This is a genomic window from Streptomyces sp. NPDC041108 (assembly GCF_055592645.1).
Map to the genome: position 1 here is coordinate 23,144 of NZ_JBVIYK010000008.1, position 26,636 is coordinate 49,779.

Annotated in this window: 19 protein-coding genes and 1 pseudogene; 17 read left to right on the forward strand and 3 right to left on the reverse strand. The window is 69.0% G+C overall.

The genetic code is table 11. The features are described 5' to 3' along the window. Positions 1–20 precede the first annotated feature (20 nt). Positions 21–3,575: a ThuA domain-containing protein gene (locus ACZ6BB_RS23000; protein ID WP_471617042.1), complete on the reverse strand. Its 3,555-nt coding sequence runs from the start codon at positions 3,573–3,575 to the stop codon at positions 21–23. Between the two features lie 658 nt (positions 3,576–4,233). On the opposite strand from ACZ6BB_RS23000, the gene ACZ6BB_RS23005 reads away from it, so the two are divergent. The 6 genes from ACZ6BB_RS23005 (at position 4,234) to ACZ6BB_RS23030 (ending at position 12,182) form a co-directional block, all read left to right on the forward strand. Beyond that, positions 4,234–5,745 carry a sugar ABC transporter ATP-binding protein gene (locus ACZ6BB_RS23005; protein ID WP_471617043.1) on the forward strand — a complete coding sequence of 504 codons (1,512 nt, stop codon included), beginning with the start codon at positions 4,234–4,236 and terminating at the stop codon, positions 5,743–5,745. Beyond that, positions 5,742–6,683 carry an ABC transporter permease gene (locus tag ACZ6BB_RS23010; RefSeq protein WP_471617044.1) on the forward strand — a complete coding sequence of 314 codons (942 nt, stop codon included), beginning with the start codon at positions 5,742–5,744 and terminating at the stop codon, positions 6,681–6,683. Before ACZ6BB_RS23005 ends, ACZ6BB_RS23010 begins: the two co-directional genes overlap by 4 nt. Before the next feature lies 1 nt (position 6,684). Continuing rightward, positions 6,685–7,656 (forward strand): ABC transporter permease, encoded by a 972-nt coding sequence (locus tag ACZ6BB_RS23015; RefSeq protein WP_471617045.1) that lies wholly within the window; start codon positions 6,685–6,687, stop codon positions 7,654–7,656. Positions 7,657–7,678: 22 nt separating this feature from the next. Further along, positions 7,679–8,851, forward strand: a complete 1,173-nt coding sequence (locus tag ACZ6BB_RS23020; protein ID WP_471617334.1) for a substrate-binding domain-containing protein — start codon at positions 7,679–7,681, stop codon at positions 8,849–8,851. Positions 8,852–8,855: 4 nt separating this feature from the next. Continuing rightward, on the forward strand, positions 8,856–9,734 hold the full coding sequence (locus ACZ6BB_RS23025) for a sugar phosphate isomerase/epimerase family protein (RefSeq protein ID WP_471617046.1): 879 nt from the start codon (positions 8,856–8,858) through the stop codon (positions 9,732–9,734). 144 nt (positions 9,735–9,878) lie between these two features. After that, positions 9,879–12,182, forward strand: coding sequence for a ricin-type beta-trefoil lectin domain protein (locus tag ACZ6BB_RS23030; RefSeq protein WP_471617047.1), 2,304 nt, complete (start codon positions 9,879–9,881; stop codon positions 12,180–12,182). A gap of 208 nt (positions 12,183–12,390) precedes the next feature. Here ACZ6BB_RS23030 and ACZ6BB_RS23035 read toward each other — a convergent pair whose 3' ends face one another. Next, positions 12,391–12,543: a hypothetical protein gene (locus ACZ6BB_RS23035; protein WP_471617048.1), complete on the reverse strand. Its 153-nt coding sequence runs from the start codon at positions 12,541–12,543 to the stop codon at positions 12,391–12,393. 85 nt (positions 12,544–12,628) lie between these two features. Then, complete coding sequence (locus tag ACZ6BB_RS23040) at positions 12,629–13,399, reverse strand: FadR/GntR family transcriptional regulator (RefSeq protein WP_471617049.1); 771 nt, start codon at positions 13,397–13,399, stop codon at positions 12,629–12,631. Between the two features lie 159 nt (positions 13,400–13,558). Here ACZ6BB_RS23040 and ACZ6BB_RS23045 point away from each other — a divergent pair, with 159 nt between their 5' ends. From ACZ6BB_RS23045 to ACZ6BB_RS23095, 11 genes and pseudogenes are all read left to right on the forward strand, one after another. After that, a complete protein-coding gene (locus tag ACZ6BB_RS23045) occupies positions 13,559–14,830 on the forward strand; it encodes an ABC transporter substrate-binding protein (protein ID WP_471617050.1) in 1,272 nt (423 codons plus the stop codon). A 184-nt stretch (positions 14,831–15,014) separates the two neighbouring features. After that, the gene (locus ACZ6BB_RS23050) at positions 15,015–15,815 is read left to right on the forward strand and encodes a carbohydrate ABC transporter permease (protein WP_471617335.1); all 801 of its coding nucleotides are present in this window, start codon (positions 15,015–15,017) and stop codon (positions 15,813–15,815) included. After that, entirely contained in the window at positions 15,815–16,642 is an 828-nt protein-coding gene (locus ACZ6BB_RS23055) for a carbohydrate ABC transporter permease (RefSeq protein WP_471617051.1), read from the forward strand. Before ACZ6BB_RS23050 ends, ACZ6BB_RS23055 begins: the two co-directional genes overlap by 1 nt. A gap of 3 nt (positions 16,643–16,645) precedes the next feature. After that, positions 16,646–17,848: a mandelate racemase/muconate lactonizing enzyme family protein gene (locus ACZ6BB_RS23060; protein WP_471617052.1), complete on the forward strand. Its 1,203-nt coding sequence runs from the start codon at positions 16,646–16,648 to the stop codon at positions 17,846–17,848. Then, positions 17,845–18,159, forward strand: a complete 315-nt coding sequence (locus ACZ6BB_RS23065) for an SDR family oxidoreductase (RefSeq protein ID WP_471617053.1) — start codon at positions 17,845–17,847, stop codon at positions 18,157–18,159. Before ACZ6BB_RS23060 ends, ACZ6BB_RS23065 begins: the two co-directional genes overlap by 4 nt. Before the next feature lie 119 nt (positions 18,160–18,278). Continuing rightward, on the forward strand, positions 18,279–19,181 hold the full coding sequence (locus tag ACZ6BB_RS23070) for an RNA polymerase sigma factor (protein ID WP_471617054.1): 903 nt from the start codon (positions 18,279–18,281) through the stop codon (positions 19,179–19,181). 566 nt (positions 19,182–19,747) lie between these two features. Continuing rightward, positions 19,748–20,401, forward strand: coding sequence for a non-reducing end alpha-L-arabinofuranosidase family hydrolase (locus tag ACZ6BB_RS23075; RefSeq protein ID WP_471617055.1), 654 nt, complete (start codon positions 19,748–19,750; stop codon positions 20,399–20,401). After that, positions 20,347–21,828, forward strand: a complete 1,482-nt coding sequence (locus ACZ6BB_RS23080) for an RICIN domain-containing protein (RefSeq protein WP_471617056.1) — start codon at positions 20,347–20,349, stop codon at positions 21,826–21,828. The genes ACZ6BB_RS23075 and ACZ6BB_RS23080 overlap by 55 nt, the downstream gene beginning before the upstream one ends. A 78-nt stretch (positions 21,829–21,906) precedes the next feature. Beyond that, positions 21,907–22,035 (forward strand): annotated as a pseudogene (locus tag ACZ6BB_RS23085) (gfo/Idh/MocA family oxidoreductase); the annotation flags it as partial. Between the two features lie 291 nt (positions 22,036–22,326). Then, positions 22,327–25,248, forward strand: coding sequence for a glycosyl hydrolase family 95 catalytic domain-containing protein (locus tag ACZ6BB_RS23090; RefSeq protein ID WP_471617057.1), 2,922 nt, complete (start codon positions 22,327–22,329; stop codon positions 25,246–25,248). Then, on the forward strand, positions 25,245–26,564 hold the full coding sequence (locus ACZ6BB_RS23095) for a ricin-type beta-trefoil lectin domain protein (protein WP_471617058.1): 1,320 nt from the start codon (positions 25,245–25,247) through the stop codon (positions 26,562–26,564). Before ACZ6BB_RS23090 ends, ACZ6BB_RS23095 begins: the two co-directional genes overlap by 4 nt. Positions 26,565–26,636 lie beyond the last annotated feature (72 nt).

The following is a 26,636-nucleotide window of genomic DNA, read 5'->3' on the forward strand; positions in this document are numbered from 1 at the left end:
CCGGGCATCCACCGGAGGGGCTATACGGCGGTGAACCGCCACTGCTGGTTGGTGCCGCTGTGGCAGCTCCATTGCAGGAGTCGTGCGCCGTCGGCCGTCGAGCCGCCGTTGACATCGACGCACAGTCCACTGGGGACGCTCTTCATCGTGTACACGCCCGCCGTGGTCGACGGGGTGACGAGGAACTTCTGCGGGTCGCCGTTGTTGCAGGCGGCCTGCTGCAGGAACGCGCCCTGGGTGGTGGACCCGCCCGTGACGGCGAGGCACTTGTCACTGTGCGCCGCCTTCAGATAGACGGCGCCGCCACCGGCGTCGACGGCCTGCCACTTCTGGTTGCCGGCGCCGGTGGCCGGCCACTGGACGACCTGGGCGCCGTCAGCGGTCGAGGCGCCGTTGACGTCCATGAACTTGCCGCTGTGCTGCGCCGCGACCGTCCAGGTCCGACCGGCGACGCCACCGCCGCCGCCGCTGCCCGGTTCGCCGACCCCGTTGCCGCCGAAGGTGAGCGAGTCGAGGTCGAACCAGTTGTTCGAGGTGCCCTTGAACACCAGGTAGAGCGGGTGCGAGCCGGAGAGATCGGCTGTGTTCACCGCCGACGTGGACTGGTAGGTGTTCCAGCCGCCGGTGCTGGGCACCGGTGTCGTGGCCAGGAGTGTGCCGGTCGGGGAGTCGGCGCGCAGTTCGATCGATCCGCCGCCGCTCGGCGACGACAGGCGGTAGCGCACGCTCGTGACGCCCGACAGGCTCATCGGTTTGAACGCGATCCAGTCGCCGTCGGAGATGTTGCCGACCCGCTTGCCGCTCTCCGCGCCGGCCTGCTCGACGACCTGCACACCCGACTGGTCCGTGTAGAACTCGGCCTGCTTGTGCTTGGGCTGGAGGATCGCCTGGGCGTAGCCGGTGAGCGGGGCCGCACCGCCGGGGCCGCCGTTGTCCGTGTAGCGGGCGTTGAGGACGTAGTACAGGTTGGCGCCGTCGGGGTGCCCGCCCAGCAGCGTCGTGTCGATGGTGCCCGAGCACCCCGGATGGTCCGTGGTCTCGTGCTGGTGGTCGTCGTGGCCGAGGGCGGGGTTGACGAACACCTTGGCGCAGTCGATGGGCGCGCCGCCGGGGTCCGAGACGGACACCTTGTACGGGACGCGGTCGCCGAAGTCCAGCATGCCTCCGTTGGACGGAAGGGTGAGGGTGACGGTCGGTGCGGTGTTGCCCACGGTGATCGGCACGTTGGCGAAGGCTGTCTTTCCGGTGTTGTCGGTGACCTTGAGCTGGGCGGTGTAGTTGCCGTTGGCGGTGTAGGTGTGTGACGGGTTGGCCGCCGTGGACGTGGTGCCGTCGCCGAACGTCCAGTGGTGGTTGAGCGTGCTGCCGGGATCCGGGTCCGTGGACCCGGCGCTGCTGAACTGCACGTTCAGCGGCGCGTCCCCGTTGGTGGGCGTTCCGGTGGCTTTGGCGATGGGCGACCGTCCGCCGTGGTTGTAGTCGATGCGGTAGAGACCCGAGTCGTTGTTGCCACCGGAGAAGTTGTTGCCCCATTCGAGCAGGTACAGCGAGCCGTCGGGCCCGAACTCCATGTCCATCGGCTTGAGGAACTTGGCGGCGGGCATGAAGGAGTTGGTCCGGGTGACCGCGGTCGCGGAGTCGAAGTGGACCTCCTTGACGGTGTGGCGCGACCACTCGTAGAAGAAGTGGACCCCGTCGTAGTACGGCGGGAACTTCGTCTCGGACGGGTTCGCGGCGTTGTAGCGGTAGACCGGTCCGCCCATCGGCCCCGAGCCGCCGGAGCCGAGTTCGGGGAAGTTCGGTGAGACGCCGTAGCCGTACCACATGTTCGGCGCGACGATCGGCTTGAGGCTGGTCAGGCCGGTGTTGTTCGGCGAGTTGTTGACCGGCGCGTTGCAGTTGAACTTGGCACCGACGACGCCGGTGCTCGGGTTGTAGGGCGCGTAGGCCTGGTTGTCACCGTGGCAGAACGGCCAGCCGTAGTTGCCCGGGGCCTTGATGACATTGAGTTCGACGAGCCCTTCGGGGCCGCGGTTGGTGGTGGGCGGGTTCCGGTCCGGGCCGTAGTCGGCCAGGTAGACCCACCCGTTGTCCGGGTCGATCGAGAAGCGGAACGGGTTGCGGAAGCCCATCGCGTAGATCTCCGGCCGGGTCTGCGCCGTGCCCTGCGGGTAGAGGTTGCCGGCCGGGACGGTGTAGCCGCCGTCCGCCGACGGCCGGATGCGCAGGAGCTTGCCCCGCAGGTCGTTGGTGTTGCCGGCGGTGCGGGCGGCGTCGAGGTTGGCCTTGCCCTGCCGCCAGTCCAGCGGGGCGTAGCCCTGCCAGTTGGAGTCGAGGTTCGGTGGGACGTCGTCCCCGGTACCGATGTAGAGGTTCCTGTCGGGGCCGAACTCGATGTAGCCGCCCGTGTGCCCGGGCTCGGCGAACGTGCGGTCCCGGGTCGCGGGGATGTCGATGATCGTCACCTGGCTCGACATGTTCAGGGTGTCGCCGGTGAGCGTGAACCGGGAGACCCGGTTGATGTCGTTCGGGACTCCGGCCGGGGAGTGATACAGGTACACGTAACCGTTGTCGGCGAAGTCGGGGTCGAGCGCCAGTCCGGTGAGTCCGTCCTCGCCGCCGGTGTAGACGCTGAGCGTGGCGGCTGTCACGGTCCTGTTGGTGGTCGGTTTGAAGATCTTCAGCTGCCCGCCCCGCTGGACGTAGAGCACCCGCCCGTCCGGGGCGACCGCGAGGGCCATCGGGTCCGCGGTGTTGTCGTCGAGGGTGCGCTTCTCGAAGTTGCTCCACACGGTGCCGCCGCAGTCGCCGGGCTCGTTGCCGGCCGCCCACTTGACGCCCCCGAGGACGTGGTTGCGGAAATGGGTCTCGCCGTAGGCCGCGCTGGTGTGCCCCATGGCGGTGGCCCACACGCGGCCGCCGCCGGTGTTGCGGCACCAGGAGATGGGGTGGTCCGGGCCCATGGCGCGGGAGCCCGGGTTGTACGTGCGCTCGTCCGCGGTGACCAGGACATGGACGTCGCCGCGGGGATTGCGGTCGAAGTTGTACCACTCCTCGCTGCGGTTCCAACGGTCCGGCAGGCCGGCCGTCGACGGGTGCTTCTTGTCCGCGACGATGGCGGTGCCGGCCAGCACGCCGGGGGAGTGCTCCGGCATGTGCGCGCCGCCGTTGATGGTCTGGTCCCACCACGGGTACTCATTGTCGATGCCCATGTCCGTGGCGTTGTGGATCGCGACGATGCCCTTGCCGCTGGCGAGGTAGCCCTCCACCGCCTGACGTTGGGCCGCCGTGGTCCACACCATTCCCGAGGTCTGGAACATGATGAGCACGTCGAAGGTGGCGAGGTTCGCCGGGGTGAAAACGCTCGAGTCCTCACTATGGACCAACTCGAAGTTGTTGGCCGCGGCCTGCTCCCGGAACATCGCGAGGCCGGCGGGGACCGAATCGTGCCGGTAGCCGACCGTCTTCGTGAAGACCAGGGCGCGGAAGGTCGGCGCCGCTGACGCCGGTTGGGCGATGAGGAGCGACAGGAGCACGCTCGCGATCGCCCCGAAGATGAATGTGATGCGACGCATGCCGTCTCCTCTTTCGGCGGAGCAACGATGGCATGACCACGGGCACGCACCGGCCGCGCCTCCGACGCGCCGGAGTGCCTGAGCGCGTCGGAGGCGCACGTGTGCCGTCAGCTCGTCATCCCGTCCGCCGTGACGGGCAGTCAAGTCCCTACGGAAGAGAGGGGCCGTCACACCTGATGCGACCGTCTCCCGTGGTCTGCGGGCCAGCATGCAGCGGTGTTTCGCAACAGTCAATATGGTTCGGGGGCAGCCGATTCAATAACACATTTTGCGCATCAATCATCGTGGTTCGGTGCGCGACTGTCGTCGGGGCGATTCCATAACACATTTTGCGCATCAGTCGTCGCGGTTCGGCGCGCGACTGCGGACGGGCCGATTTGATAACAGATTTTGGTGTATCAATCGCTGTCGACCGATCGCCGGTCCATATTGAGCGGTTCGAACGGCGAACGCCCTGCTGTGATGTCCGGTGGTATTGCCAGGCGCTCATCGAGGCATTTACCCTCGGGGCCCGCGATGTCGCCATCGAATCCGGCGAAAGTTCGATGTTATTCGACGACAGCTGGCGGACGGGGGCCATTCCATGCCGGCCGTACCCGGACGATTCAGCTCTCGGTGACTCAATCCTGCTGACGACGCGAATGTAGAGGGTCCCACGATGTCTGGCCTGCCGCCGTCGCCGCTGCTCGCTCTGCGAGGCATCGGCAAGTCGTTCCTCGGCGTGCGGGTGCTCGACGGCGTCGACCTCCAGGTCCGGCCGGGCGAGGTGCACGCGGTCGTCGGCGAGAACGGCGCCGGCAAGTCCACGCTCATGAAGGTGGTGTCCGGTGTCCACCAGCCCGACGAGGGAACGGTCGAGTTCGCCGGCGCACCGCGGACGTTCCGCAGCCCGCGCGAGGCCCAGCAGGCCGGTATCGGCATCGTCCACCAGGAGCTGACTCTCCTGCCCGAGCGCACCGTCGCGGAGAACGTCTGCCTGGGCCGCGAGCCCCTGCGCCGCGGGCTCGTCGACCGCAGGGCGATGCTCAGCCACACCGCGGGGCTCCTCGCCTCGATCGGGGAGGGCTCGTTACCGCCGGACACGCGCGTGGGGCGACTCGGCGTGGCACAACAACAGGTGGTCGAGATCGTCAAGGCGCTCGCCCTCGACGCGCGGCTGCTCATCATGGACGAGCCCACCGCGGCTCTCGCCGACCACGAGGTCGACCAGCTCTACGCGCTCGTACGGCGGCTGCAGGAACACGGGATGGGCGTGCTGTACGTCTCGCACCGACTCAAGGAGGTCTTCGACCTGTCCGGCCGGATCACCGTGCTCAAGGACGGCAGGGCGGTGGCCACCTTGGACACCGCGGACACCAGCGCCGATCAGCTGGTGCGCCACATGGTCGGCCGCGAGCTGTCGAACTACTACCCCGAACCGGCGAAGCCGCAGGAGCTGGGCCCGGTGCGGCTGACCGTCCGGGGCGGAGGCAACCGGAAGCTGCGCGGCATCGGCCTACGGCTGCGTGCCGGCGAGGTGCTCGGCGTCGGCGGCCTGCAGGGCTCCGGCCGGTCGGCGTTGGCGCGCGCACTGTTCGGCGCCGCACCGTTCAGCACCGGCCAGGTGACCGTCGACGGAGCGCCGGTCCGGCTGCGCTCGCCCCGCGCCGCGGCGCGGGCCGGTATCGCCTACGTCTCCGAGGACCGCAAGGGCGAGGGGATCGTCGCCGAGCAGTCGGTGCTCGACAACGCGCTGTTGGCCGGCCGCGCCGTCCGTCCGGCGCGGGTCGGCCGCGGTGCCCGGACGGCGCGGGTCCGGGAACTGCTCGCGGCCGTCGAGCTTCGCGCCGCGGGGGAGGACCAGGAGATCCGTTTCCTGTCCGGGGGCAACCAGCAGAAGGTCGTGTTGGCGAGGTGGCTCGCGCTCGCCCCGAGGATCCTGCTCTTCGACGAGCCGACCCGGGGCATCGACGTGGGCGCCAAGTCGGCGATCCACGATCTCGTCCGCCGGCTGGCCCGCGACGGCGCCGCCGTGCTGATGGTCTCGTCCGAGCTGCCGGAGCTGCTCGGCATGAGCGACCGGATCATCGTCATGCGCGACGGCCGGATCGCCGGCGAGCTGCCCGCCGGCGCGACAGAAGAGGATGTCGTCGCCCTGGCGGTCGGCACCGCGCGGAAGGCGGCCGGATGAGCGGCGCGCTGTCCCCGCCTGCCCGGCGGACCCCGCCCGGCGTGTTCGTCGCCCTGGTCCTCACCCTGACGATCGGTTGGCTCATCGTCACGGCCGACGGCGGCCGGCTGTTCAGCCTGCCGACGACGGTGAGCCTGCTGCACGTCGCCGCCGGTCTGGGCCTCGTCGCGGTCGGCCAGACGCTGGTCGTCGTCGGGGGCTCGCTGGACCTGTCCGTGGCGTACGTGGTCAGTCTGAGCACCCTCGTCGCTGCCGAGACCATGGCCGGTGACGACGACGCGCTGCTGCCGGCGATCGGCCTGGTCAACGGCCTGCTCGTCACCACTGCGCGGGTCAACCCGTTCATCGCGACCGTCGGCGTCGGACTGTTGCTGAAGGGATTCCTCGACAACGGATACGACGGCCCGGCCGGGAAGACCGCACCCGCCCTGGTGCAGGGCCTGGGGTACCAGCGCATCGGCCCGGTGCCGGTGTCGTTCCTGCTGCTGCTCGCCGTCGCCGCCACGGCCTGGTTCGCGCTGGCGCGCACCCGCTTCGGCCACCACCTGATCGCCGTGGGCGGTGACCCGGAGGTCGCCCGGCTCTCCGGTGTGCGGGGCAGCCGGGTCCTCGTCACCGCCCATGTGCTGTGCGCCCTCTGCGCCGGTCTCGCCGGGGTCTACCTCGCCGGCCGGCTCGGCGCCGGCGCACCGAGAGTAGGCACCGAGGGACTGTACGACCTGGAGTCGATCGCCGCGGTGGTGCTCGGCGGCACCGCCCTGGCCGGCGGGCGCGGCAGCGTTGCCGGCACGGTCGGCGGCGTACTGCTGCTCGCGAGCATCGACGCCATCTTCAACCAGCTCGAGGTCGACGCGTTCTTCAAGCAGGTGATCCGAGGCGTGATCATCATCGCGGCGGTCGCCGTCTATGCCCGCCGGGCGATGCGAAAGGCGTCCTAGCATGCGGATCGCGCGCCCACTGCGGCTCCTCGAGTTCCGCTCCGGCGGTCTCGCACCGATCATCGTGATCCTTGCGGTCCTGCTGGTGCTGCTGAGCGCTCGCCAACCGGACTTCTTCTCGCCGCCGTCGCTGATGTCGTTCCTCGGCCGCTCCGCGCCGATCGTCCTGCTCGCCGCCGGCCAGTACTTCGTGATCGTCTCCGGCGAGTTGGACCTGTCCGTCGGCTCGCTGGTCACCGCGCAGGTGGTCATCGCCGCCCGGCTGATCGACAACGATCCGTCGGCCGCCTGGCCGGTCGTCCTGCTGCTGCTCGCGTTCGGCATCGCCGTCGGTCTCGTCAACGGCCTCGTCACCACGCGGCTGGGCGTGCCGTCGTTCATCACGACCCTCGGGATGTTCCTGATCCTCGTCGGTGCCGTGTACCTGTGGTCCGACGGTGCCCCGAAGGGCGGCCTCTCCGAGGAGTTCCGCCGGCTCGGCCGGTCGGCGTTCGAGGACGTGCCCGCGCTGGGACGGATACCGTACGCCCTGGTCGTCCTGCTGGCGGCGGCCGCTGTGGCGCTGGTGCTGACGCGTTCGGACTTCGGCCGCACCCTGGTCGCCGTCGGCGGCAACCCGCGGACCGCCGAGCTGAGCGGCGTGCGCGTGTGGCGCGCCAGGACCATGGCGTTCGTCCTCAGCGCACTCGCCGCCACCCTCGCGGCGATCCTGATCGGCGGGTACAGCGGAGTGTCGTTCCAGGCCGGTGCCGGCCTCGAGTTCGGCGCGATCACGGCGGCGGTCCTCGGCGGTGTCGCTCTGGGCGGGGGCCGCGGTTCGGTCGTCGGCGCGATGCTGGGCGCGCTGACCCTCGAGACGCTCTTCACGCTCATGAACTTCTACGGCGTCTCCGGCGCCCTCGAACCGACCGTCCAGGGCGCGATCATTCTGTTCGCCGTGGCGGCGGCGTCCTTCCGTCTCCCGTCCAGATAAAGGGGCTTCAGTGAGGCATTCCATGACGGTGCTGGCCGTGAGCGCCTTACTGGTGCTGGCCGGCTGCGCCACCGACGATCCCACCACCGGCGCATCGGGTTCGCCCTCCGCGGGCACCGGGTCGGGCACCGGGAAGCAGTCGAAGTTCTTCGTGAAGGCCGACTACGAAAAGCAGCTCGCGCTCCTGGACGCCGCGCCCACCGGGCCGGCCGGCAAACCCTGGGAGCAGGCGCTCAACCCGGCGATGGTGAAGACCACGAAGTTCAAGAAGCCCGGACCGTACAAGATCTGCTTCTCCAACGCGGGGCTGAACAACCCCTGGCGCCAGGTCGGTTTCAAGACCATGCAGGCCGAGGTCGACACGTACCGCGGCCGGATCTCCGAGTTCGTCCACGTCGATGCCGAAGGCAAGGACCAGAAACAGATCGCCGACATCAACGACCTGCTCGGCAAGGGCTGCCACGCCCTCATCGTCTCGCCGAACACCACCGCGACGCTCACCCCGGCCGTCGAGGCCGCCTGCCGGAAGGGCCTGCCGGTCATCGTCTTCGACCGCGGCGTCGACACGACCTGCCCGGTGACGTTCATCAACCCGATCGGCGGCTACGGATTCGGCCACGTCGCGGCGGAGTTCGTCACCCGGGAGATGAAGCGGGGTGGCAAGGTGCTCGCCCTGCGCATCCTGCCCGGCGTCGACGTGCTGGAGACCCGTTGGTCCGCGGCGAAGGTCGCCTTCGACAAGGCGGGCGTCGACGTCGTCGGCGTCGAGTTCACCGACGGCGACCCGGCCAGGACGAAGAAGATCGTCAACGACTACATCCAGCGGTACGGCACGATCGACGGCGTCTGGATGGACGCCGGTGCGGTCGCGGGCGCGGCGGTGGAGGCGTTCGAGGACGCCGGCAAGCCCGTGCCGCCGATCAACGGCGAGGACCAGCTCGACTTCCTGAAGCTGTGGAAGGACAAGAAGCTCACGGCGATCGCCCCGACCTACCCGACCTACCAGTGGCGCACCCCGATCATCGCCGCGCTGAAGATCCTCGACGGCGAGCAGGTGCCGAACCCGTGGAAGCTGCCACAGCCGACCATCACCCAGGACAACCTGGACGAGTACGTCGACCCCGCCATGCCGCCACTGCACTACGCGATGTGCGGCTGCACCGACCTGCCCGGCTACCCGAAGCGCTGGAAGTAGCGCGGTGTACACCATCGGTGTCAACCCCTGGGTCTGGGCCTCGCCGGTCGACGACGAGGCCCTGGCCGAACTGGCGCCGCGAATCGCCGCGTTCGGTTTCGACGCGGTCGAGCTGCCGATCGAGCAGCCCGGCGACTGGGGCCCGGCCCGCACCCGGGACCTGCTGGCGGCGTACGGTCTGCGCGCGGCCGGCGTCTGTGCGGTCACCTCGCCCGGACGTGACCTCGTGAACGCCCCACCGGAGGCCGTCGCCTCCACCGTGGCGTACCTGAAGACGTGTGTGGACAGTGCGGTGGCCGTCGGCGCGCCCTGCGTCGGCGGCCCGGTCTACGCCGCGGTGGGGCGGACCTGGCGCATGTCAGCGGTGGAGCGCGCGGCCTGCTACGCGGACGTCCGCCGCGCCCTGCGGCCGGTGGCCGATTACGCGGGGGAGCGGGGCGTGAGCATCGGCGTGGAGGCCCTCAACCGCTATGAGACCAGCGTCGTCAACACGGTCGAGCAGGCGGTGGAGCTGATCGACGGCCTGCCCGCGAACGTCGGTCTCATGATCGACACGTATCACATGAACATCGAGGAGGCCGACCCCTACGAGGCACTCGTCACGGCTGGTCCGCACATCAAGCACGTCCAGGTCAGCGGCACCGACCGCGGCACACCGGGCGCCGACCACTTCGACTGGCCACGCTTCCTCGCCGGCCTGGCCACGACCGGCTACGGCGGCGCGTTGTGCATCGAGTCGTTCACCGCGCAGAACGAGGCCATCGCCACCGCCGCCTCGATCTGGCGGCCGCTCGCCCCGACGCAGGACACCCTCGCCCGTGACGGGCTGTCCTACCTCCGAACCGTCCTCCGCGGACTGGAGAACGCCCCCTCGACCGGGTGATGGGGGTGGCTTTGGTCTCCGAAAGACGTCATACGCCGTATGCATCGGGAACCGCCATAAGGAGAAAACGTGTTCACAGCCCGCACGATACGAGGGCGGCTTCTCGCCGTAGCCGCCACAGTCGGTTTAGCCGCGACCGCGGTGATGGCGGTCCCCGCGCCCGCATCCGCAGCTGCACACACTGTGTACGTCTCGCCGTCCGGCACCGGCACTGACTGTTCCAGCGCGCAGCCGTGCTCGTTGACAGCCGCGCAGGCGGCGGTGCGATCGCTCAACGACGCCATGTCGGACGACATCGTGGTGCAGTTGGCAGACGGTGTGTACCGGCTGGCCCAGCCCTTGCGGCTGACAGCGGAGGACTCCGGCTCGGGCGGCCACACGGTCGTGTGGCGGGCCGCCCCGTCGGCGCGTCCGGTGATCACCGGTGCCCGGGCGGTCACCGGCTGGTCGGTGGCCGACACAGCCAAGAACATCTGGAAGGCCGACGTGCCCGCCGGTCTCGACGCCCGGCAGCTCTATGTCGACGGCGCCGTCGCCACCCGGGCACGCACACAGGTGAACAGGGCCGATTTCACCGCCTCCAGCGCCGGAATGAGGTTCTCGGGCGGCGCGCTGAGCTATCTGAACAACCTGGCCGACCAGAGCCGGATCGAAGTGGAGAGCGTCAACTCCTTCACCGACCGGTACTCGCCGGTGCAGAGCATCAGCGGGAACTTCATCACGATGCAGCAGCCGGCGTGGAACAACAACAACTTCGGCTACGACACCCTCATGCGGCCACACCGGGCCGGACCGTTCTACCTGTCCAACGCGTACGAGTTCATGGACTCGCCCGGAGAGTGGTACCTCAACCCCACGGCCGGAACTTTGTACTACATCCCCCTGGCCGGGCAGAACATGAGCTCCGTCAGCGTGGAACTGCCAAGGCTGCAGTCGCTGGTGAACGTCGGCGGCACGTACGGCGAGCCGGCGCACCACCTCACGTTCAGCGGGATCACCTTCACCGGGACGAGCTGGCTGGGCCCCAGCAGCAACCAGGGCTACGCGGACCAGCAGACCGGCGCGTACATGGCCGGCGACTGGAGCTGGCCGAGCTTCGACTCCTGCCACAACGGCTGCACGCAGTTCGAGGCCGCCCGGCCGCACTGGCGGCAGATGCCGGCCGCCGTGCAGGTCTCCGCCGCCAACACCGTCACCTTCAGCGACTCCCGGTTCGTCAACCTGGGGCAGACGGCCATCGGTATCGGCAACGACGCGGGCGCGCACACCAGCGGCGTCGGCCTGGGCGCCGGCAACATCACGGTGACCCGGTCGGAGATTGCCCGGAGCTCAGCCGGTGGCATCCTCGTGGGCGGCGTGCGCGCCGACGCCCACCACCCGAGCGACCAGCGCATGGTCAACCGGGACATCACGATCAGCAACAACCGCATCCACGACCTCGGGGCGGACCACCGGGGCATCGTCTCCGTCCTGACCACGTACGTCACCAACAGCACCGTCGCCCAGAACGAGGTCTACAACATGCCGTACTCCGGCATGTCGATCGGGTTCGGCTGGGGTGCCAACGACGCGGGCGGCAGCAACCACTATGCCAACCGCGGCCTGTACAACTACCAGCCGCGCTACACGACGCCGACCACCGCGTCCAACAACCGGCTCGTCGGCAACTACATCCACGATGTCATGCAGCAGATGAACGACGGTGGCTGCATCTACACGCTCGGATGGAACCCGAGCGCGCTGATCAGCCGGAACCACTGCCTGCGGACCAACGGACACTTCGGGCTGTACTTCGACGAGGGCTCGAAGTACTACAAGGCCGACAACAACGTCTTCTCGAACACCGGTACGTGGGCGACAGCCAACTACTGGGGTGGCGAGAACATGGGGAACTGGACCGTCACCAACAACTGGTCGACCAACGGCAGTACGAACGTGACCAACGGGGACCGCGGCAACGTGGTGTCCGGCAATGTCACGGTCAGCAATGGCAACTGGCCTTCCGGTGCCCAGGACGTGATGGCGTCCGCCGGACCGAAGGACACCACCCCGCCGCCGACGACGGCTCGGGAGATCGTGGGCGCGCAGTCGGGCCGCTGCCTGACCGTCCCCGGCGCCGGTACCACCAACGGCACCCAGACCCAGCTCTGGGACTGCACCGGCGCGGCCGGCCAGACCTGGACCCACACCGCCGGCAGACAACTGACCGTCCACGGCAACAAATGCCTCGACGCCAGCGGAAGCGGCACCACCAACGGCACCCAGGTCATCATCTGGGACTGCAACGGCCAGAACAACCAACAGTGGAACGTCAACCCCAACGGCACCATCACCGGTGTCCAGTCCGGACTGTGCCTCGACGCCAACGCCGGCGGCACCGCCAACGGCACCAGGATCACCCTCTGGTCCTGCCACGGCGGCACCAACCAGCAGTGGGCACTGCGTTAGCGGAAGCAACCTCTGTCCGCTCCTTCGGGACAGGAGCGGATGCCGGCGGTGGGGCCCGCGTGGGTGCGGGCCCCACCGCGCCTCGGTGGATCCGCGGATCTGTGGACACGTGCTGAATGCGGCACGCCACCGCCGGCCTCTGCCGACCCCTCTCCCTCGTCGCGAGCACCTGGACGCACTGCCGGTGGCTCTGGCTCCTTCCGGTCGTTCAGAGGGGTGTGCCAAGGCCCGGACAGCCGAAGTCGCCGGCAGTGCCGGCAGCGTCGTCGTCGACGACGCGATCGCGACGGCGTTCGGCGTGACCGGGGACGTCCGCCACCGCGACGGTGCCGTGCAGGCGATGGACCACCTCTTCGGCCAACGCCCTCAACCACTCCTACGTGGCCGGTTGGGGCCACAGAGCGGCCGGAACGGACAGCCGAACCTTCGCCCACCGGCTTGCGCCTCTAACGCCGCAGCCGAGTCGGCTCGTCCGGCCCGCTGCGGCGCACCACCCACGCCTCGGTGATGTGGGTGAACATCGCCTCGGCCGCGCCCTTGGGGTCGCCCGCTGCGATCCGCTCGTAGATGCGCCGATGGCCGTGGTTGGACGCGACGCAGAAGGCGCGGCCGGTTCGGCCCATGTAGCGGGCAGAGTTGATGACCTGGCGCTCCAGCGAACGGACCACGGCACGGCCGATGCGGTTTCCCGACGCCTGCATGACGGTGTCGTGGAACGCCCGGTCCTCTTCCTGGTACGACGCGGGGTCGTCGACGAGCTCGTCCATCCGCTCCACCAGACCGCGTAGCTGGTCGACCACCTCGGCGTCCGCCAGGCGGGCGGCGACGTTGGCCATATCGGACTCCAGCGCGCGGCGGGTCGCGACGAGGTGATCGAGGATGGCCAGGCTCTCGTCCTCGGCGATGGTCGCGCCGAGGACCAGCTCGTCAAGCATGTTCCACATCGCCGGCGGGGTGACCATCGTGCCGGCGCCCTGGCGGACCTGCACCAGCCCCTTCTCCTGAAGTACCTTCACCGCCTCGCGGACCACGGTGCGGCTGACCGAGAAGGTCTCGCAGAGCACGGGCTCGGGGGGGAGAGGCGAACCGGACGGATGGACTCCACGGACGATCCGCTCCACCAGCTCAGCCGTGACCGCGGCGGCTAGATTCGCCGGGCGCCGACTCCAGGCGGGGGCCTCGGAAGCCTCTGCGGATGACTGCGGTACTGCCGTCATGACACCCCCCGGGACCCGTGCCGTACCAAGGATGTTCGCTCACTGTACGGCATCCCTGTTGACGTCATACGTCATACGGGTTACATACGTCATACGAGTTGCGTTCCTCCTCAACCTCAATTGCCGGGCAGCCGGCCACCTCAGGAGAGTGGGGCAGCAATGAAGCAGCGAACACCGTGGTCGGCGACCCTGGTTGCCGGCCTCGTGGTCTTAGCCGGCTGCGGAAGCGCCTCCGACCCGGATTCGGCGTCCGGTGGTTCGAAGGGCAAGCTCGTCGTCTGGGACTGGAAGTCCGGCGACGCCACGGCTTCCTCGTACGTCGAGAAGGCCAAGGCCGACTTCGCCCAGCGGCATCCCGGCGTGACGGTCGAGTTCGTCGCGCAGCCGTTCGAGCAGTACTACACCCTGCTCGGGGCCGCCGTCCAAGCCGGCAAGGGGCCGGACGTCATGCTCTTCAACGGCGGCGGGCAGATCCGTGACCGCGCGGACTCCCTTCTGCCGTTGGACGAGTACGTCCGTGCTGACAGGAAGCGGCTGGCCGGGTGGGAGGCCTTCACCAAGGACGGCAAGACCTACGCCGCTCCGGTGACCTTGCAGGGCCACCCGATCTACTACAACAAGTCGCTCTACCGGAAGGCAGGGCTGGACCCGGAGCAGCCGGCCACCAGCTGGGACGAGTTCGTCGCCGACTGCCGGACCATCACCAAGGCGACCGGTGCCAGGTGCTTCGCGCAGGGCAACAAGGAGGGCATCGGTATACAGTTCTTCCTGTCCGGGCTCGGCTCGGGCGTCCTGTCGCCCACGGAGTACGACGACTGGATCGCCGGCAAACGAGACTGGTCCTCGCCGGCGGTCAAGCGGGTCTTCTCGCTCTGGAAAGAGGCCAACGACAAAGGCCTGAACAACGACGGGGCGAACTCGACGGCGATGTTCAACGACGCGTTCGCGGTGTTCCAGTCCGACAAGGCCGCCCACGTCATCGGGTTGATGTCGGACATCGGGCACTGGAAGGACTTCGCCGAATTCCTCGACGCCGACAATGTCGGCGTCATGAAGTCGCCGGTCGTCACGGCCGGCGCCACGCCGAGTCTTCCCTACGACGGCGGCATCGGCTACGCCGTCGCGAAGTGGACCAAGGACCCCGAGGTCGCCGCCGACCTGGTGCGCTCCCTGACCTCGACCGACGCACTGAAGTCGTTCTACGTCGACGCGGGCGCCATCGCGGCCGACCGTACCGTGGACGTCTCGAGCGGTGGACCGGCCGTGGCCACCATCGTGTCCGAGATCGACGGTGGCAAGCCCGCCCTGCACGTGGCCCTGCCGTCCAGAACCGTAGACCTGATGGGGCGGCTGTCTCAGCAACTGCTGAGCGGATCGGTCACGGTCGACGAGGCGGTCGAGCAGTTGGCGGCGTCCGACCAGGCGGGCTGAGGCCATGTCATCCGACGGGTCGTCGGTCCGCGCTGCTCGAGCAGGGCGGACCGACGGGGCGCGAGCAGGCGAGGCGGTAGGTGGCCGCGGCCCCGCGTCGAAATCTGCGCGAGTCCGCAGCGGCCGGCGCGCCGAACGCCTCGCCCCCTACGTCCTGGTCGCTCCCGCTGTCCTGATCATCGTGGTGCTCCGGCTCTGGCCACTGGGACTGGGCGTCAACTTCTCCTTCACCGGTGACGGCGAAAGCAACGGTGCCCCGGTGGGGCTCGACAACTACGCGGAGCTCATCGACGACCCGCTGTTCCGCACCGCACTGCGCAACGTCGGACTGCTGGTGCTGCTGCTGCCGGTCGCGGTCGCGATCCCGGGACTGCTCGCTACCTTCATCCACCTGCGGGTGCCGGGACACCGGTTGTTCCGGAGCGTCTACTTCTTCCCGGCCGTGCTCTCACCGGTGATCGTCGGCTCGATCTTCAACCTGCTCCTGGCCTTCGACGGTCCGCTGAACGCCGTGCTCGGCGGCCTGGGGATCGGCCCGGTCGACTGGCTCGGTGATCCCGACGTAGCCGTCTTCGCCGTCGTCGGCGTGCACATCTGGGCGACGTCGGGGATGGCGCTGGTGGTTTTCCTGGCCGGGTTCGCGACCCTGGACCCCGCACTTCTGGACGCCGCCCGGGTCGACGGCGCCTCGCTCGCGCGGATGATCTGGCACGTCATCATCCCGGGTCTGTCCCGCACCATCCAGTTCGTCGTCGTCACCACGATGATCGGGATGCTGACCTCGATGTTCGGGCTGCTCTACGTCATGACCAGTGGTGGCCCGGAAGGGGCGACCTACCTGCCGGAGTACTACATCTGGGTCCAGCAGGGGCAGATGAGCCGCCCGGCGCTCGCGTCGGCCGCATCCACAGTCCTCTTCCTCATCATGCTGGTCGTGGGCCTGCTGCAGGTCGGCCTGCTGCGCCGGGCGGGGAGGGAGGACTGATGTCTCGCCCGGGGCCGAGCAGATGGCTGGTCGTCGTGCCGATGGTGCTCCTCGCCCTGGCGACGATCTACCCGCTGCTGTTCACCGCCAACGTCGCGATGAAGACCCGCCGGGAGTACATCCTCGACCGGTTCTCCCTGGCAGGCACTCTCCACTGGGACAACCTCGGCACCGCGTGGAACAGCGTCGGCATGGGGCGGTACTTCCTCAACTCCGTGATCGTGGTGGCCTGCGCCGTGGCGCTGCTCCTGCTCATCGGGTCCATGGCCGGGTTCGCGCTGGCCCAGGTGCGGTTCCGTGGCTCGTCCGCGCTGGCTCTGGTCTGTCTCGCGGCACTGTTCATCCCGTTCCAGGTGATCATGGTGCCGCTGGCCAGGATCATGGCCGGCGGCGGTCTCATCGACACCTATCCGGGGCTGATCCTCGCCTACGTCGCGCAGTTCCTGCCGTTCACCGTCTTCTTGATGACGAGCTACTACCGGGCGGTGCCCACCGAACTCGTCGACGCCGCACGGATCGACGGAAACACCCTGTACGGCGTCTACCGGCGCATCATGCTGCCGATGGGTGCTCCGGCACTGCTGTCGGTGGGCATCCTCGACGTGCTGTTCTGCTGGAACGACGTGCTCATCTCGCTGCTGATGATGCCGTCGGCCGACCATCGCACCCTGATGGTGGGCATCACCGCACTGCGCGGCCAGTACTCCGCCGACATCCCCACCTTCGCAGCCGGTGTCCTGATCGCCGGGCTACCCGTGTTGGTGACCTACCTGTTCCTGCAGCGCCAGATCGCCGAGGGCGTGACGGCCGGCGCGACGAAGGGCTGAGGCATGCGCATCACCGGGTACAGAACCCTGACGACGGCACAGCAATGGGGTCGGCCTGTCGGTGACGCCAACGGCGTTCACGACGACGGCGTCGTGCCCGTGCCGGTCGTCATCGTCGAGACCGATGAGGGGATCACCGGAGTCGGTCTGGGACCGCACGTGGAAGCCGAGGCGATTTTCGCCGCCATCGACGGCCAGGACCCGCGCGCGGTGACTGCCCTCTACGACCGCATGCTGCGGCACACCTTCAAAGCCGGGCATGCCGGCGTGGTGTTCGGCACGATCGGCGCGTTCGACACGGCGTTGTGGGACATCAAGGCACAGGCCGTGGGTGAGCCGCTGTGGCGGTTGCTCGGCGGCAACGACCGCATGGTCCACGCCTACGCCTCCGGCCTTGACATCGGCCTCACCGACGACGAACTCGTCGCCACCTACCAGGTCTATGCCGAACGCGGGCTGAGGGCGGCGAAGCTCAAGGGCGGCCTGGACATCGAGCGTGACCGGCACCGGCTGTCCCTCGTACGCGAGGTACTGACCGAGGCCGCGCACGGGACCCGGCCAGGGCTCATGCTGGATGCGAACGAGTCCTGGAGCCGCAAGCAGGCGGTACGCCACGTCGGTGAACTGGAACGCACACTCGACCTGACCTGGATCGAGGAGCCGGTCCGGCGCTGGGACGCCGACGGCCTGGCCGCTGTCAGCCGTGGCGTTCGGTCGGCGGTCGCCAGTGGGGAGAACCTCACCGGCCTCGAGCAGTTCCGCCCGCTGATCGCGGCGGGAGGCGTCGACATCGTCCAGACGGCCGCGGTCTGGGGGGTCACCCATTTCCTGCGCGTCGCCGCGCTGGCGCACGCCTACGATCTGCCGGTCAGCCCGATCGGCAACACGCCTGTCGCGCTGCTGCACGCCGCGACGTCGGTGCCCAACCACCTCGTCAGCGAACTGCAGGGCCTGCAGCCGCCGATCGGCGTCGCGATGGACCTGCACGTCGAGGACGGCGCCTTCGTGCTCGGCGACACGCCGGGCCTGGGCATCCGGATCGACGAAACGGTGATGACCGCGGCCCGTCAGCGAACGGCGCACGCACCCGACGGACCGCACATACGGCCGGAGCAGGCCGGCCTGCGGCTGCTCGCGGTCACTCCTGAACCCTGCAGATCCACCGCGGAAGGGACGTTCGACACCATGAGGATGGAGGATCGATGAAAGCGGTTGTCTACCGCGGGGCCCGCCCCCTCGAGATCGAGAGCGGGGTCGCCGAGGCGCCGGCCCTGGAGGAGCGGGGCGGGCGTGGCGTCGACGTCAACGCCATCGCACCGGGCTGCATCGCCACCGACACCACCGAGGCGTTACGCGCGGCACCCCAGCACGACCAGGCGATCCTCGGCCGGATCCCGGCCGGTCGCCGGAGAGACGCCTACGATCTCGCCGGGGCCACGGTGTTCCCCGCCTCCTCGGCGTCGGACCATGTCGACGGCATCGTTCTTCCCGTCGACGGCGGACGGCCGGGACGATGACGGGCTGCCACGCATTACCAGCCGGCCGCGCCCGAGCCGATCGTGCGTGCGAAACCGAGGGTGGCGACGTGCACGGCACCTGGGGCGGCCTTGCCCGAAGCAACGTGTACGGGCTCGTGATGCGAGCCGGCCGAGCCGACGAGACCAGACTGGTCGTCGCCGCACAGGCCGGCGATCCACGAGCCCTCGACGACCTGGCCGCGACGTACCTGCCGCTGGTGTACGCGATCGTGCGCAGGGCGCTGGGTGAACTCGCGGACGTCGACGACGTGGTGCAGGAGACGATGCTGCGGGCACTTCCCGAGCTGCGCACGTTGCGCGCCCCGGAGTGCTTCCGGCCCTGGCTGGCCACGATCGCGACACGACAGATCAGCACCCATCTGCACCGGCGGCAGGCGGACGCCGAACGGACGGCCCCCCTCGACGAGACGACCGCCCCGCCGGACACCGACGCCGAGAACCTGGCCCTGATCCACGTCGAGCTGTCCGGTCACCGCCGAAAGACCGTACGCGCCAGTCGATGGCTCGACCCGGACGCCCGGGCGCTGCTGTCGCTGTGGTGGCTGGAGACCGCCGGCCGGCTGGCGAGGGCGGAGCTCGCGGCGGCGCTGGGAACGAGCGTGGCTCACGCGGGTGTGCGCGTCCAGCGGATGCGCAACCAGCTGGAGCTGAGCCGGTCACTCGTCGCCGCGCTGGAAGCCAGCCCCCGGTGCCCAGAGCTGACCGCCGCGCTGGGGGGCTGGGACGGCGTACCGAGCACGCTGTGGCGTAAGCGCATCACCCGGCACACCCGATCCTGTGCGGACTGCGGCCGGGCCGCCGACGAACTGGTACCCCTTGAGCGGCTGATCGTCGCCTTGGCGCAGCTCCCCGTCCCGCCGGCGCGGTCGGCCACCGTGCTCGACGAACCTGCGCTCGCCAGGGCGACCGAGAATGCCGTCGTGATGGGAGCCGAGTCGGCCGAGATCGGCTCCGGGCCGGTTGCCGACGTCAAAGCCGGGTTGCTCGGCCAACTCGCCTGAGTGCCGCTCGAGTAGACACCCAAGTCTTCGCGTTCGGTGACGGTGCCGTGTATTTCGGCACTACGTCGACTGCGACTGTCCGAGCCGGCCGTCGATAACGAAAACTGCCGCGATTCACACGCGTCCGTCACTCCAATTCGCCGCCTGAAAAGGTTATGAGGGGTGGCCGTGAATAGTCCCGCTTCTTCGGTTGGTTGCACGACGGCTCAGGCCCACATATATATCGACCCGCCCCTCTTGAATGGACCATGACAATCTGTCAATCTTCTAGGCGTCGACGCACGAAGTTCCCCATTCATGACCTGCGAAAGCGGAATCCCAAAGCGATCTACGGATTTCTGGCGCCACGCAGTGAGGTATCTCCGACTTCGAAAGGTGCCGGTGATGAACGAATTCGTGCACTCGGCTGATCTGCCGCCGCGGCCCCGGGCCCGGGCGATCCTGCTCCCTGCTGTCAGCCCTGTCAGCCGAGTTGGTCCAGGCCGGCACGGTGCCGCTGCTCCCGGGCACCGCCGACACGGCGTCCACATGGGGCGTCTAGGCGGCGGAGAAGGGCCGCTTCCTCGGTGCCGCGGCCGGAACGGACAAGTTCTCCGACAGCACCTACATGCCGGTTCTCGACCGCGAGTTCAACAGCGTCGTCGCCGAGAACGAGAAGTCGCCGCTGGTGCCGGTCGTTCACCTCGGGCAGCCTCGACGGCTCGTGGACGCCCCACCGGGCGACGGAGCCGAGCCCGTTCGCCCGCTCCGCCGACGTGACGTTCTCGGGCCCGGCGTGGACCCGGGACTTCGGGCACGGGGCGCTGATCCGGGCCGATGACGCCCGGACCGTGCCGTCGAACCCGTGCCCGTCGCAGTTCCTGTACCAGGGCATGGACCCCACCGTGGGCGGCGACCGCATCTCCCCGCCGTGGCGGAGGGGCTCCTCACCCGGACCAACTCCACCTGCTGACCTGAGATCCGGGCGAAGCCGGGGAGCGAGGCTTTCCAGGCGCCACGGCAGCGGCATGACGCTGACATGCTCGCTGCGCGAGCGATCTGGGAGGGGGCCGGCGCGGAGAGGGCAAGCTCCGCGCCGGCTCGGCCGGCTGCCGGCAGGCGGCCGACGTCAACAGATCCTGCACAGCGCAGACGTGAGCACACCGCCAACCGGGAAGGCACGACCATGCCCCGCACCCGTCACCGGCGTTACCTCGCCCGGGCGCTCGCCTGCATCCTGACCGCTCTCAGCGCGCTCGCGGTCGTCGAGCACCAGAGCGCCTCGCCGGCCGCCGCCGACACCGTCCAGTTCCGGGGCGTCAACTGGGCCCGGCTCGGTGACAACTTCCACGAAGGACCGCTGGTCCTGCACGGATTGAGCGGCTCCGACAGCTACCAGACGGTCGTGGCGAAAGCCAACGCCATCTACACAGGCTTCGAGAACAACCTCGGCGCCAACACCGTTCGGCTCCCGATCAACACCTACACCGTCGGGACGAACTGGTGGAGCGCGTACACGGGCGCGATAGACGCAGCCACCGCGAAGGGATTCAAGGTCGTCCTCTCCTACTGGGACGACGGGGTGGCCGCCCGCGGCGGTCGCATCATCAACCCGAGCGCCTTCGACTCCATGTGGAACACCGTGGTTGCCCGGTACGGCACCAACAGCCTCGTCTACTTCGAACCGATGAACGAGCCGGGGGGACACAGCGCCGGCGAGTGGGCGAACGTGGTGAGCAACTGGATCAGCAGCCGCCCGGCGATCCCGCGGAACCGCATCTTCGTCAGCGGCGCCGGCCTGAACACTGACATCAAATCGATGTGCGCCGACCGCCGCCTTGACGGGACGTTCCTGTCGCTGCACCACTACACGTTCTTCAGCGGCGCGAAGACCTACGACCAGTGGGTGGCGTACCTGCGGAACGCGATCGGCTCCTGCGCCGACCGCACTGTCGTCGACGAGTTCGGCGCGCCTATGGACACCGGGCTCAATTACCGCGACGCCGGGAGCACCGACAACTTCGTGCGCTACTTCCGGGCCACCACCACGGTGCTCCGGGAACTGCGGATCGGCTCCATCTACTGGCCCGGACTGGGCGGGAAGATACGCGCCGGCCAGGGCGACGACTGGTATGCCATGCAGAAGCTGCACGGAACCGGTACCGACCTCACGCTCAGCACGCCCAGCGCCAGCGGCCGCGAGCGCCTCAGATACGGCTGGGGCTTGGACGGCGACGTCCCGGCCCCGACCAGCCTGCTGCGCAACGTAGGCACCGGGCGCTGCCTGGACATCCCCGGCGGGACCACGGCGAACGTCCAGGTCCAGGTGGACACCTGCGCCAACACGGTCGGCCGACAGTGGACCTTGACGGTCGGCGGACAGATCACCGCGCTTGGGGGCCAGAAGTGCCTGGACGTGTACAACAGCGGCACGACGAACGGCACTGTGGTCGGCACGTGGGCGTGTACCGGCGGCGACAACCAGCGTTGGACGGTGGGCGCCGACGGCACCGTCCGCAGCGTTCGCTCCGGCCTCTGCCTCGACGTGAACACCGCCACCTTCAAGGGGCAGCTGTGGACGTGCTGGGGCGGCGACAACCAGAGATGGCAGATCCAGAACACTGACGCGCGACGCGACGCCCGGCTCGGCGGACACGGTGGACGGTGACCGCCGGCCGCGGCCGAGCCGATGGCGACAACGACGCCACGCCGGCGGTCTGCCGACAGGTCAAGGGTCGTTTCGATCCACGAGGCGACGACGTTCGCCACCGGGCGCAAGAACGCGCTCCGCGTGGAGAACAACGGGTCGCCCGGCGGGGTCGCCTTCGACCTGGAGCGCCTCGACGAGCGGGAGTTCCACGAGGCCACAGGGCCGCGGTCGAGCAGTGATCGTCCGGGCGTCGGCGGGTCGCGGACACAGGCAGAGATCGGCGCGACCGCACGGCCTTGCGTGTCTGCGGGGGATGCGAGGCCGTGAGGCCGACCGGCCTCGTCTCCAGCCCTGCCCGCCCGGACCGGCGTGGGACCGGTGGTGACCTGATGCCGCCGACTCCGGACGCCATCCCTTCCGGGCCGGCTGCCCTACGTCGACTTCACCCCGTCCACCGGCGCCCCGGCCCCCGGCGCTGGGCCCGCGTCCTGCTCCAGTCCGTGAAGGGAGAACGACATGTCCGAGGTGACACGCAGACGGTTTCTCGCCGCCGGGGCGGCGGCTGGAGCAGGGATCGTGCCGGGTGGATGGACGGCCATGGCCAAGGGCGGCTCGGCCGCGCCGCCGGAGGCTCTGGCCGCCGACGACCTCGCCCTGTGGTACGACAAGCCGGCCGGCGCGGACTGGCTGCGGGCACTGCCGATCGGCAACGGACGCCTCGGCGCGATGGTGTTCGGCAACGTCGACACCGAACGGCTGCAGCTCAACGAGGACACCGTCTGGGCCGGCGGTCCGTACGACTCCGCGAACACCCGCGGCGCGGCCAACATCGCGGAGATCCGGCGGCGGGTCTTCGCGGATCAGTGGGGGCCGGCGCAGGACCTGATCAATCAGACGATGCTGGGCAGCCCGGCCGGACAGCTGGCCTACCAGCCGGTCGGAAACCTCCTGCTCTCCTTCGGCAGCGCCAACGGTGTGTCGCAGTACAAGCGGACGCTCGACCTCACGACCGCCACGGCCCTCACGACCTACGTACTGAACGGCGTGCGGTACCAGCGTGAGGTGTTCGCCAGCGCACCTGACCGGGTGATCGTGGTCCGGCTGACGGCCGACCGGGCCAACTCCATCGCCTTCAACGCCACATTCGACAGTCCACAACGGACCACGGTGTCCAGCCCGGACGGGGCCACGATCGCCCTCGACGGCATCTCCGCCGCCATGGAGGGAATCGCCGGGCGGGTCCGGTTCCTCGCCCTGGCCCACGCCGCCGTGACGGGCGGCACGGTCAGCAGCTCGGGCGGCACGCTACGGGTCTCCGGCGCCACCAGCGTGACGGTGCTGGTGTCGATCGGCTCCAGCTATGTCAACTTCCGGAACGTCGAGGGCGACTACCAGGGGATCGCGCGGGGCCGACTCAACGCTGCCCGCGACGTCGGCATCGGCGAACTGCGCAACCGGCATCTCGCCGACTACCAGGCGTTGTTCAACCGGGTGTCGGTCGATCTGGGACGTACGACGGCGGCCGACCAGCCGACCGACGTACGGATCGCACAGCACGCGCAAGTGAACGACCCGCAGTTTTCCGCCCTGCTGTTCCAGTACGGCCGGTATCTGCTCATCTCGTCCTCGCGGCCGGGCACCCAGCCGGCGAACCTGCAGGGCATCTGGAACGACCAGATGGCTCCGTCCTGGGACTCGAAGTTCACCATCAACGCCAACCTGCCGATGAACTACTGGCCCGCCGACACCACGAACCTGTCCGAATGCTTCCTCCCGGTCTTCGACATGATCAACGACCTGACCGTGACCGGCGCCCGGGTGGCCCAGGCGCAGTACGGCGCCGGCGGCTGGGTGACGCATCACAACACCGACGCGTGGCGGGGCGCCTCGGTCGTCGACGAAGCGCGGTGGGGGATGTGGCAGACGGGTGGCGCATGGCTGGCCACCCTGATCTGGGACCACTACCTGTTCACCGGTGACATCGGCTTCCTCCGCTCGAACTATCCGGCCCTGAAGGGCGCCGCCCAGTTCTTCCTCGACACCCTGGTCGCCCACCCGACGCTCGGATACCTGGTCACCAACCCGTCGAACTCTCCGGAGCTCGCTCACCATACGAACGCCACCGTCTGCGCGGGGCCCACCATGGACAACCAGATCCTGCGCGACCTTTTCAACAGTGTCGCCCGCGCCGGCGAAATCCTCGGCGTGGACGCCACCTTCCGCGCTCAGGCAGTGGCGGCCCGGGACCGGCTGGCGCCGATGCGGGTCGGCTCCAGGGGCAACGTCCAGGAGTGGCTGGCCGACTGGGTGGAGACCGAGCGGACTCACCGGCACGTCTCCCACTTGTACGGTCTGCATCCGAGCAACCAGATCACCAAGCGCGGGACACCCCAGTTGTACGAGGCCGCGCGGCGGACGCTGGAGCTGCGTGGTGACGACGGGACGGGATGGTCGCTCGCGTGGAAGATCAACTTCTGGGCACGGATGGAGGACGGCGCCAGGGCCCACAAGCTGATCCGGGACCTGGTGCGGACGGACCGGCTCGCGCCCAACATGTTCGACCTGCACCCGCCCTTCCAGATCGACGGCAACTTCGGCGCCACCTCGGGCATCGCGGAGATGCTGCTGCAGAGCCACAACGGCGAACTGCACGTGCTGCCGGCGCTGCCGGCCGCCTGGCCCACCGGACGCGTGAGCGGACTGCGCGGCCGCGGGGGATACACCGTCGGCGCCGAATGGAGCAGCGGCCGGATCGAGTTCGCCGTCACACCCGACCGAACCGGTGCCGTCCGGGTGCGCAGTCGGATCTTCGCCGGCGATTTCACGCTGCGGGACGATTCGAGCGGCGAGCCGGTCCAGCCGAAGCGGCTCGAAGCCGATCTCATCGAGTTCGCCGGACGGGCCGGCAACACCTACCGCGCGTCCGCACTCAGGTCGGGGCCGGTGGAGGCCGGCGTGGCCTATCGGCTGGTTGTCGAGCACAGCGGCAAGGCTGCCGACATCAACGGTGCGTCCACGGCCGCCGGTGCGCGACTGATCCAGTGGCAGATCACCGCCGGTCCCAACCAGCACTTCGAGTTCCTGCCCTCCGACGGAGGGCACCACAAGATCCGGGTCGGGCACAGTGGTCTGTTCCTGCAGGTCGCCAGTAGCAGCAGCGGCGCCGACATCACCCAGCAGCCGGATACCGACACCGCCGGCCAGCAGTGGCGAACAGTCGACCACGGCGGTGGCGTGATCAGTCTGGTCAACCGGCAGAGCGGCCTAGCCCTGGACGTGTGGGAGGCATCCACCGCCGACGGAGCCCGCATCTCCCAGTGGGCAGCAACTGATCGCGCCAACCAGCGATTCCAACTCCACCGTGTCCAGCCCCAGGGCGAAGCGCGGTCCGACCGACCAGGGAGAGCCATGTCACCGAGCAGCGAGGGAGTCGCATGATGTCGATCCGCAGATTGTTCTTCGGGCGAGCCGTGGTCGCGGCATTGCTCGCTCTCGCCATGGCCGGCGTGGCAGGAGTCAGCGCTGCGGCCGACATGTCGCCCACCGCCGGGGCCACACTCGCGGGGACTGCCGGATGCGGACGGGCCCCCACGCTGACGAACGGTACGCACACGATTCAAAGCGGCGGTAAGAATCGCTCCTTCATCCTGAGCATCCCGGAAAACTACGACAACACCCGTCAACATCGATTGGTCTTCGGATTCCACTGGTTGGGTGGCACCGCCGGGCAAGTCGCCGGCGGCGGAAGCGACGGCGATGTCTATGCCCACTACGGACTCCGGCGACTGGCGAACAACAGCGCGATCTTCGTCGCTCCGCAGGGCATCAACAACGGCTGGGGCAACTCCGGCGGAGAGGACGTGACCTTCGTCGACGACATGATCAGGCGTATCGACAACGACCTCTGTGTCGACACCACGCAGCGCTTCGCCCTCGGATTCAGCTACGGCGGAGCCATGAGCTACGCACTCGCATGTGCCAGGCCGAACGTTTTCCGTGCGGTCGCCGCGATAGCCGCACCTGGGGGGATCAGCGGGTGCAGCGGGGGCACCCAGCCCTTCGCGTACATGGGAATCCACGGCATCAATGACAACATCGGCGCCGGTCGCGGGATGCGCGACAGGTTCGTCAGGAACAACGGCTGTACTGCCCAGAACCCCCGGGAGCCCGCGCCGGGCAGCCGCACCCACATCACCACCGCCTACTCGGGCTGCCGAGAGGGGTATCCGGTCGTCTGGGCCGCGTTCGACGGGGGTCACCAACAAGGCCCCGTGGACGGGTGCGCCGGCTGTGAGAGCGGTGCCAGGAGCTGGGTCAAGGAAGAGGTCTGGAGGTTCTTCACGGGTGCCGACCCGAACCCGAATCCCCCGAACCCGGCCACATTCCGGCTGCGGAGCCAGTCCGCCGACCGATGCCTGGACGTCAACGGTGCCAGCTCGTCCAACGGCGCCCAGATGATCATCTGGGACTGCCACACCGGCTCCAACCAGCAGCTCACCCAGACCGGACAGACCCTGCGGGTGATGGGGAGATGCCTGGACGTGCCGAGCGACGCCGCCTCCGGCGCCCGAGCACGGATCTGGGACTGCACCGGCGGCGCGAACCAGCAATGGAATGTGAACACCGACGGAACCGTCAGCAACGTCCAGACCGGACTCTGTCTGGACGTCAACGGCGGCAGCACCGCCAACGGCGCTGCGGTGATCGTGTGGAGCTGCCACACCGGCGTCAACCAACGCTGGGCCCGAGCGTGAGCAGTGGTGTGAAGGCGGCCGCAGGGACGGAAGTACGACCCGACCCGTACAGGACTCGCCTCCAAGCCGGCC

What these genes read in the sequence shown, in the direction of transcription:
- ACZ6BB_RS23080 (WP_471617056.1), top strand. Translation starts at nt 20,347, where the DNA reads ATGCCCCGCACCCGTCACCGGCGTTACCTCGCCCGGGCGCTCGCCTGC.
- ACZ6BB_RS23055 (WP_471617051.1), top strand. Translation starts at nt 15,815, where the DNA reads ATGTCTCGCCCGGGGCCGAGCAGATGGCTGGTCGTCGTGCCGATGGTG.
- ACZ6BB_RS23000 (WP_471617042.1), bottom strand. Translation starts at nt 3,575, where the DNA reads ATGCGTCGCATCACATTCATCTTCGGGGCGATCGCGAGCGTGCTCCTG.
- ACZ6BB_RS23015 (WP_471617045.1), top strand. Translation starts at nt 6,685, where the DNA reads ATGCGGATCGCGCGCCCACTGCGGCTCCTCGAGTTCCGCTCCGGCGGT.
- ACZ6BB_RS23040 (WP_471617049.1), bottom strand. Translation starts at nt 13,399, where the DNA reads ATGACGGCAGTACCGCAGTCATCCGCAGAGGCTTCCGAGGCCCCCGCC.
- ACZ6BB_RS23070 (WP_471617054.1), top strand. Translation starts at nt 18,279, where the DNA reads ATGCGAGCCGGCCGAGCCGACGAGACCAGACTGGTCGTCGCCGCACAG.
- ACZ6BB_RS23095 (WP_471617058.1), top strand. Translation starts at nt 25,245, where the DNA reads ATGATGTCGATCCGCAGATTGTTCTTCGGGCGAGCCGTGGTCGCGGCA.
- ACZ6BB_RS23030 (WP_471617047.1), top strand. Translation starts at nt 9,879, where the DNA reads ATGGCGGTCCCCGCGCCCGCATCCGCAGCTGCACACACTGTGTACGTC.
- ACZ6BB_RS23005 (WP_471617043.1), top strand. Translation starts at nt 4,234, where the DNA reads ATGTCTGGCCTGCCGCCGTCGCCGCTGCTCGCTCTGCGAGGCATCGGC.
- ACZ6BB_RS23045 (WP_471617050.1), top strand. Translation starts at nt 13,559, where the DNA reads ATGAAGCAGCGAACACCGTGGTCGGCGACCCTGGTTGCCGGCCTCGTG.
- ACZ6BB_RS23060 (WP_471617052.1), top strand. Translation starts at nt 16,646, where the DNA reads ATGCGCATCACCGGGTACAGAACCCTGACGACGGCACAGCAATGGGGT.
- ACZ6BB_RS23010 (WP_471617044.1), top strand. Translation starts at nt 5,742, where the DNA reads ATGAGCGGCGCGCTGTCCCCGCCTGCCCGGCGGACCCCGCCCGGCGTG.
- ACZ6BB_RS23065 (WP_471617053.1), top strand. Translation starts at nt 17,845, where the DNA reads ATGAAAGCGGTTGTCTACCGCGGGGCCCGCCCCCTCGAGATCGAGAGC.
- ACZ6BB_RS23020 (WP_471617334.1), top strand. Translation starts at nt 7,679, where the DNA reads ATGACGGTGCTGGCCGTGAGCGCCTTACTGGTGCTGGCCGGCTGCGCC.
- ACZ6BB_RS23090 (WP_471617057.1), top strand. Translation starts at nt 22,327, where the DNA reads ATGTCCGAGGTGACACGCAGACGGTTTCTCGCCGCCGGGGCGGCGGCT.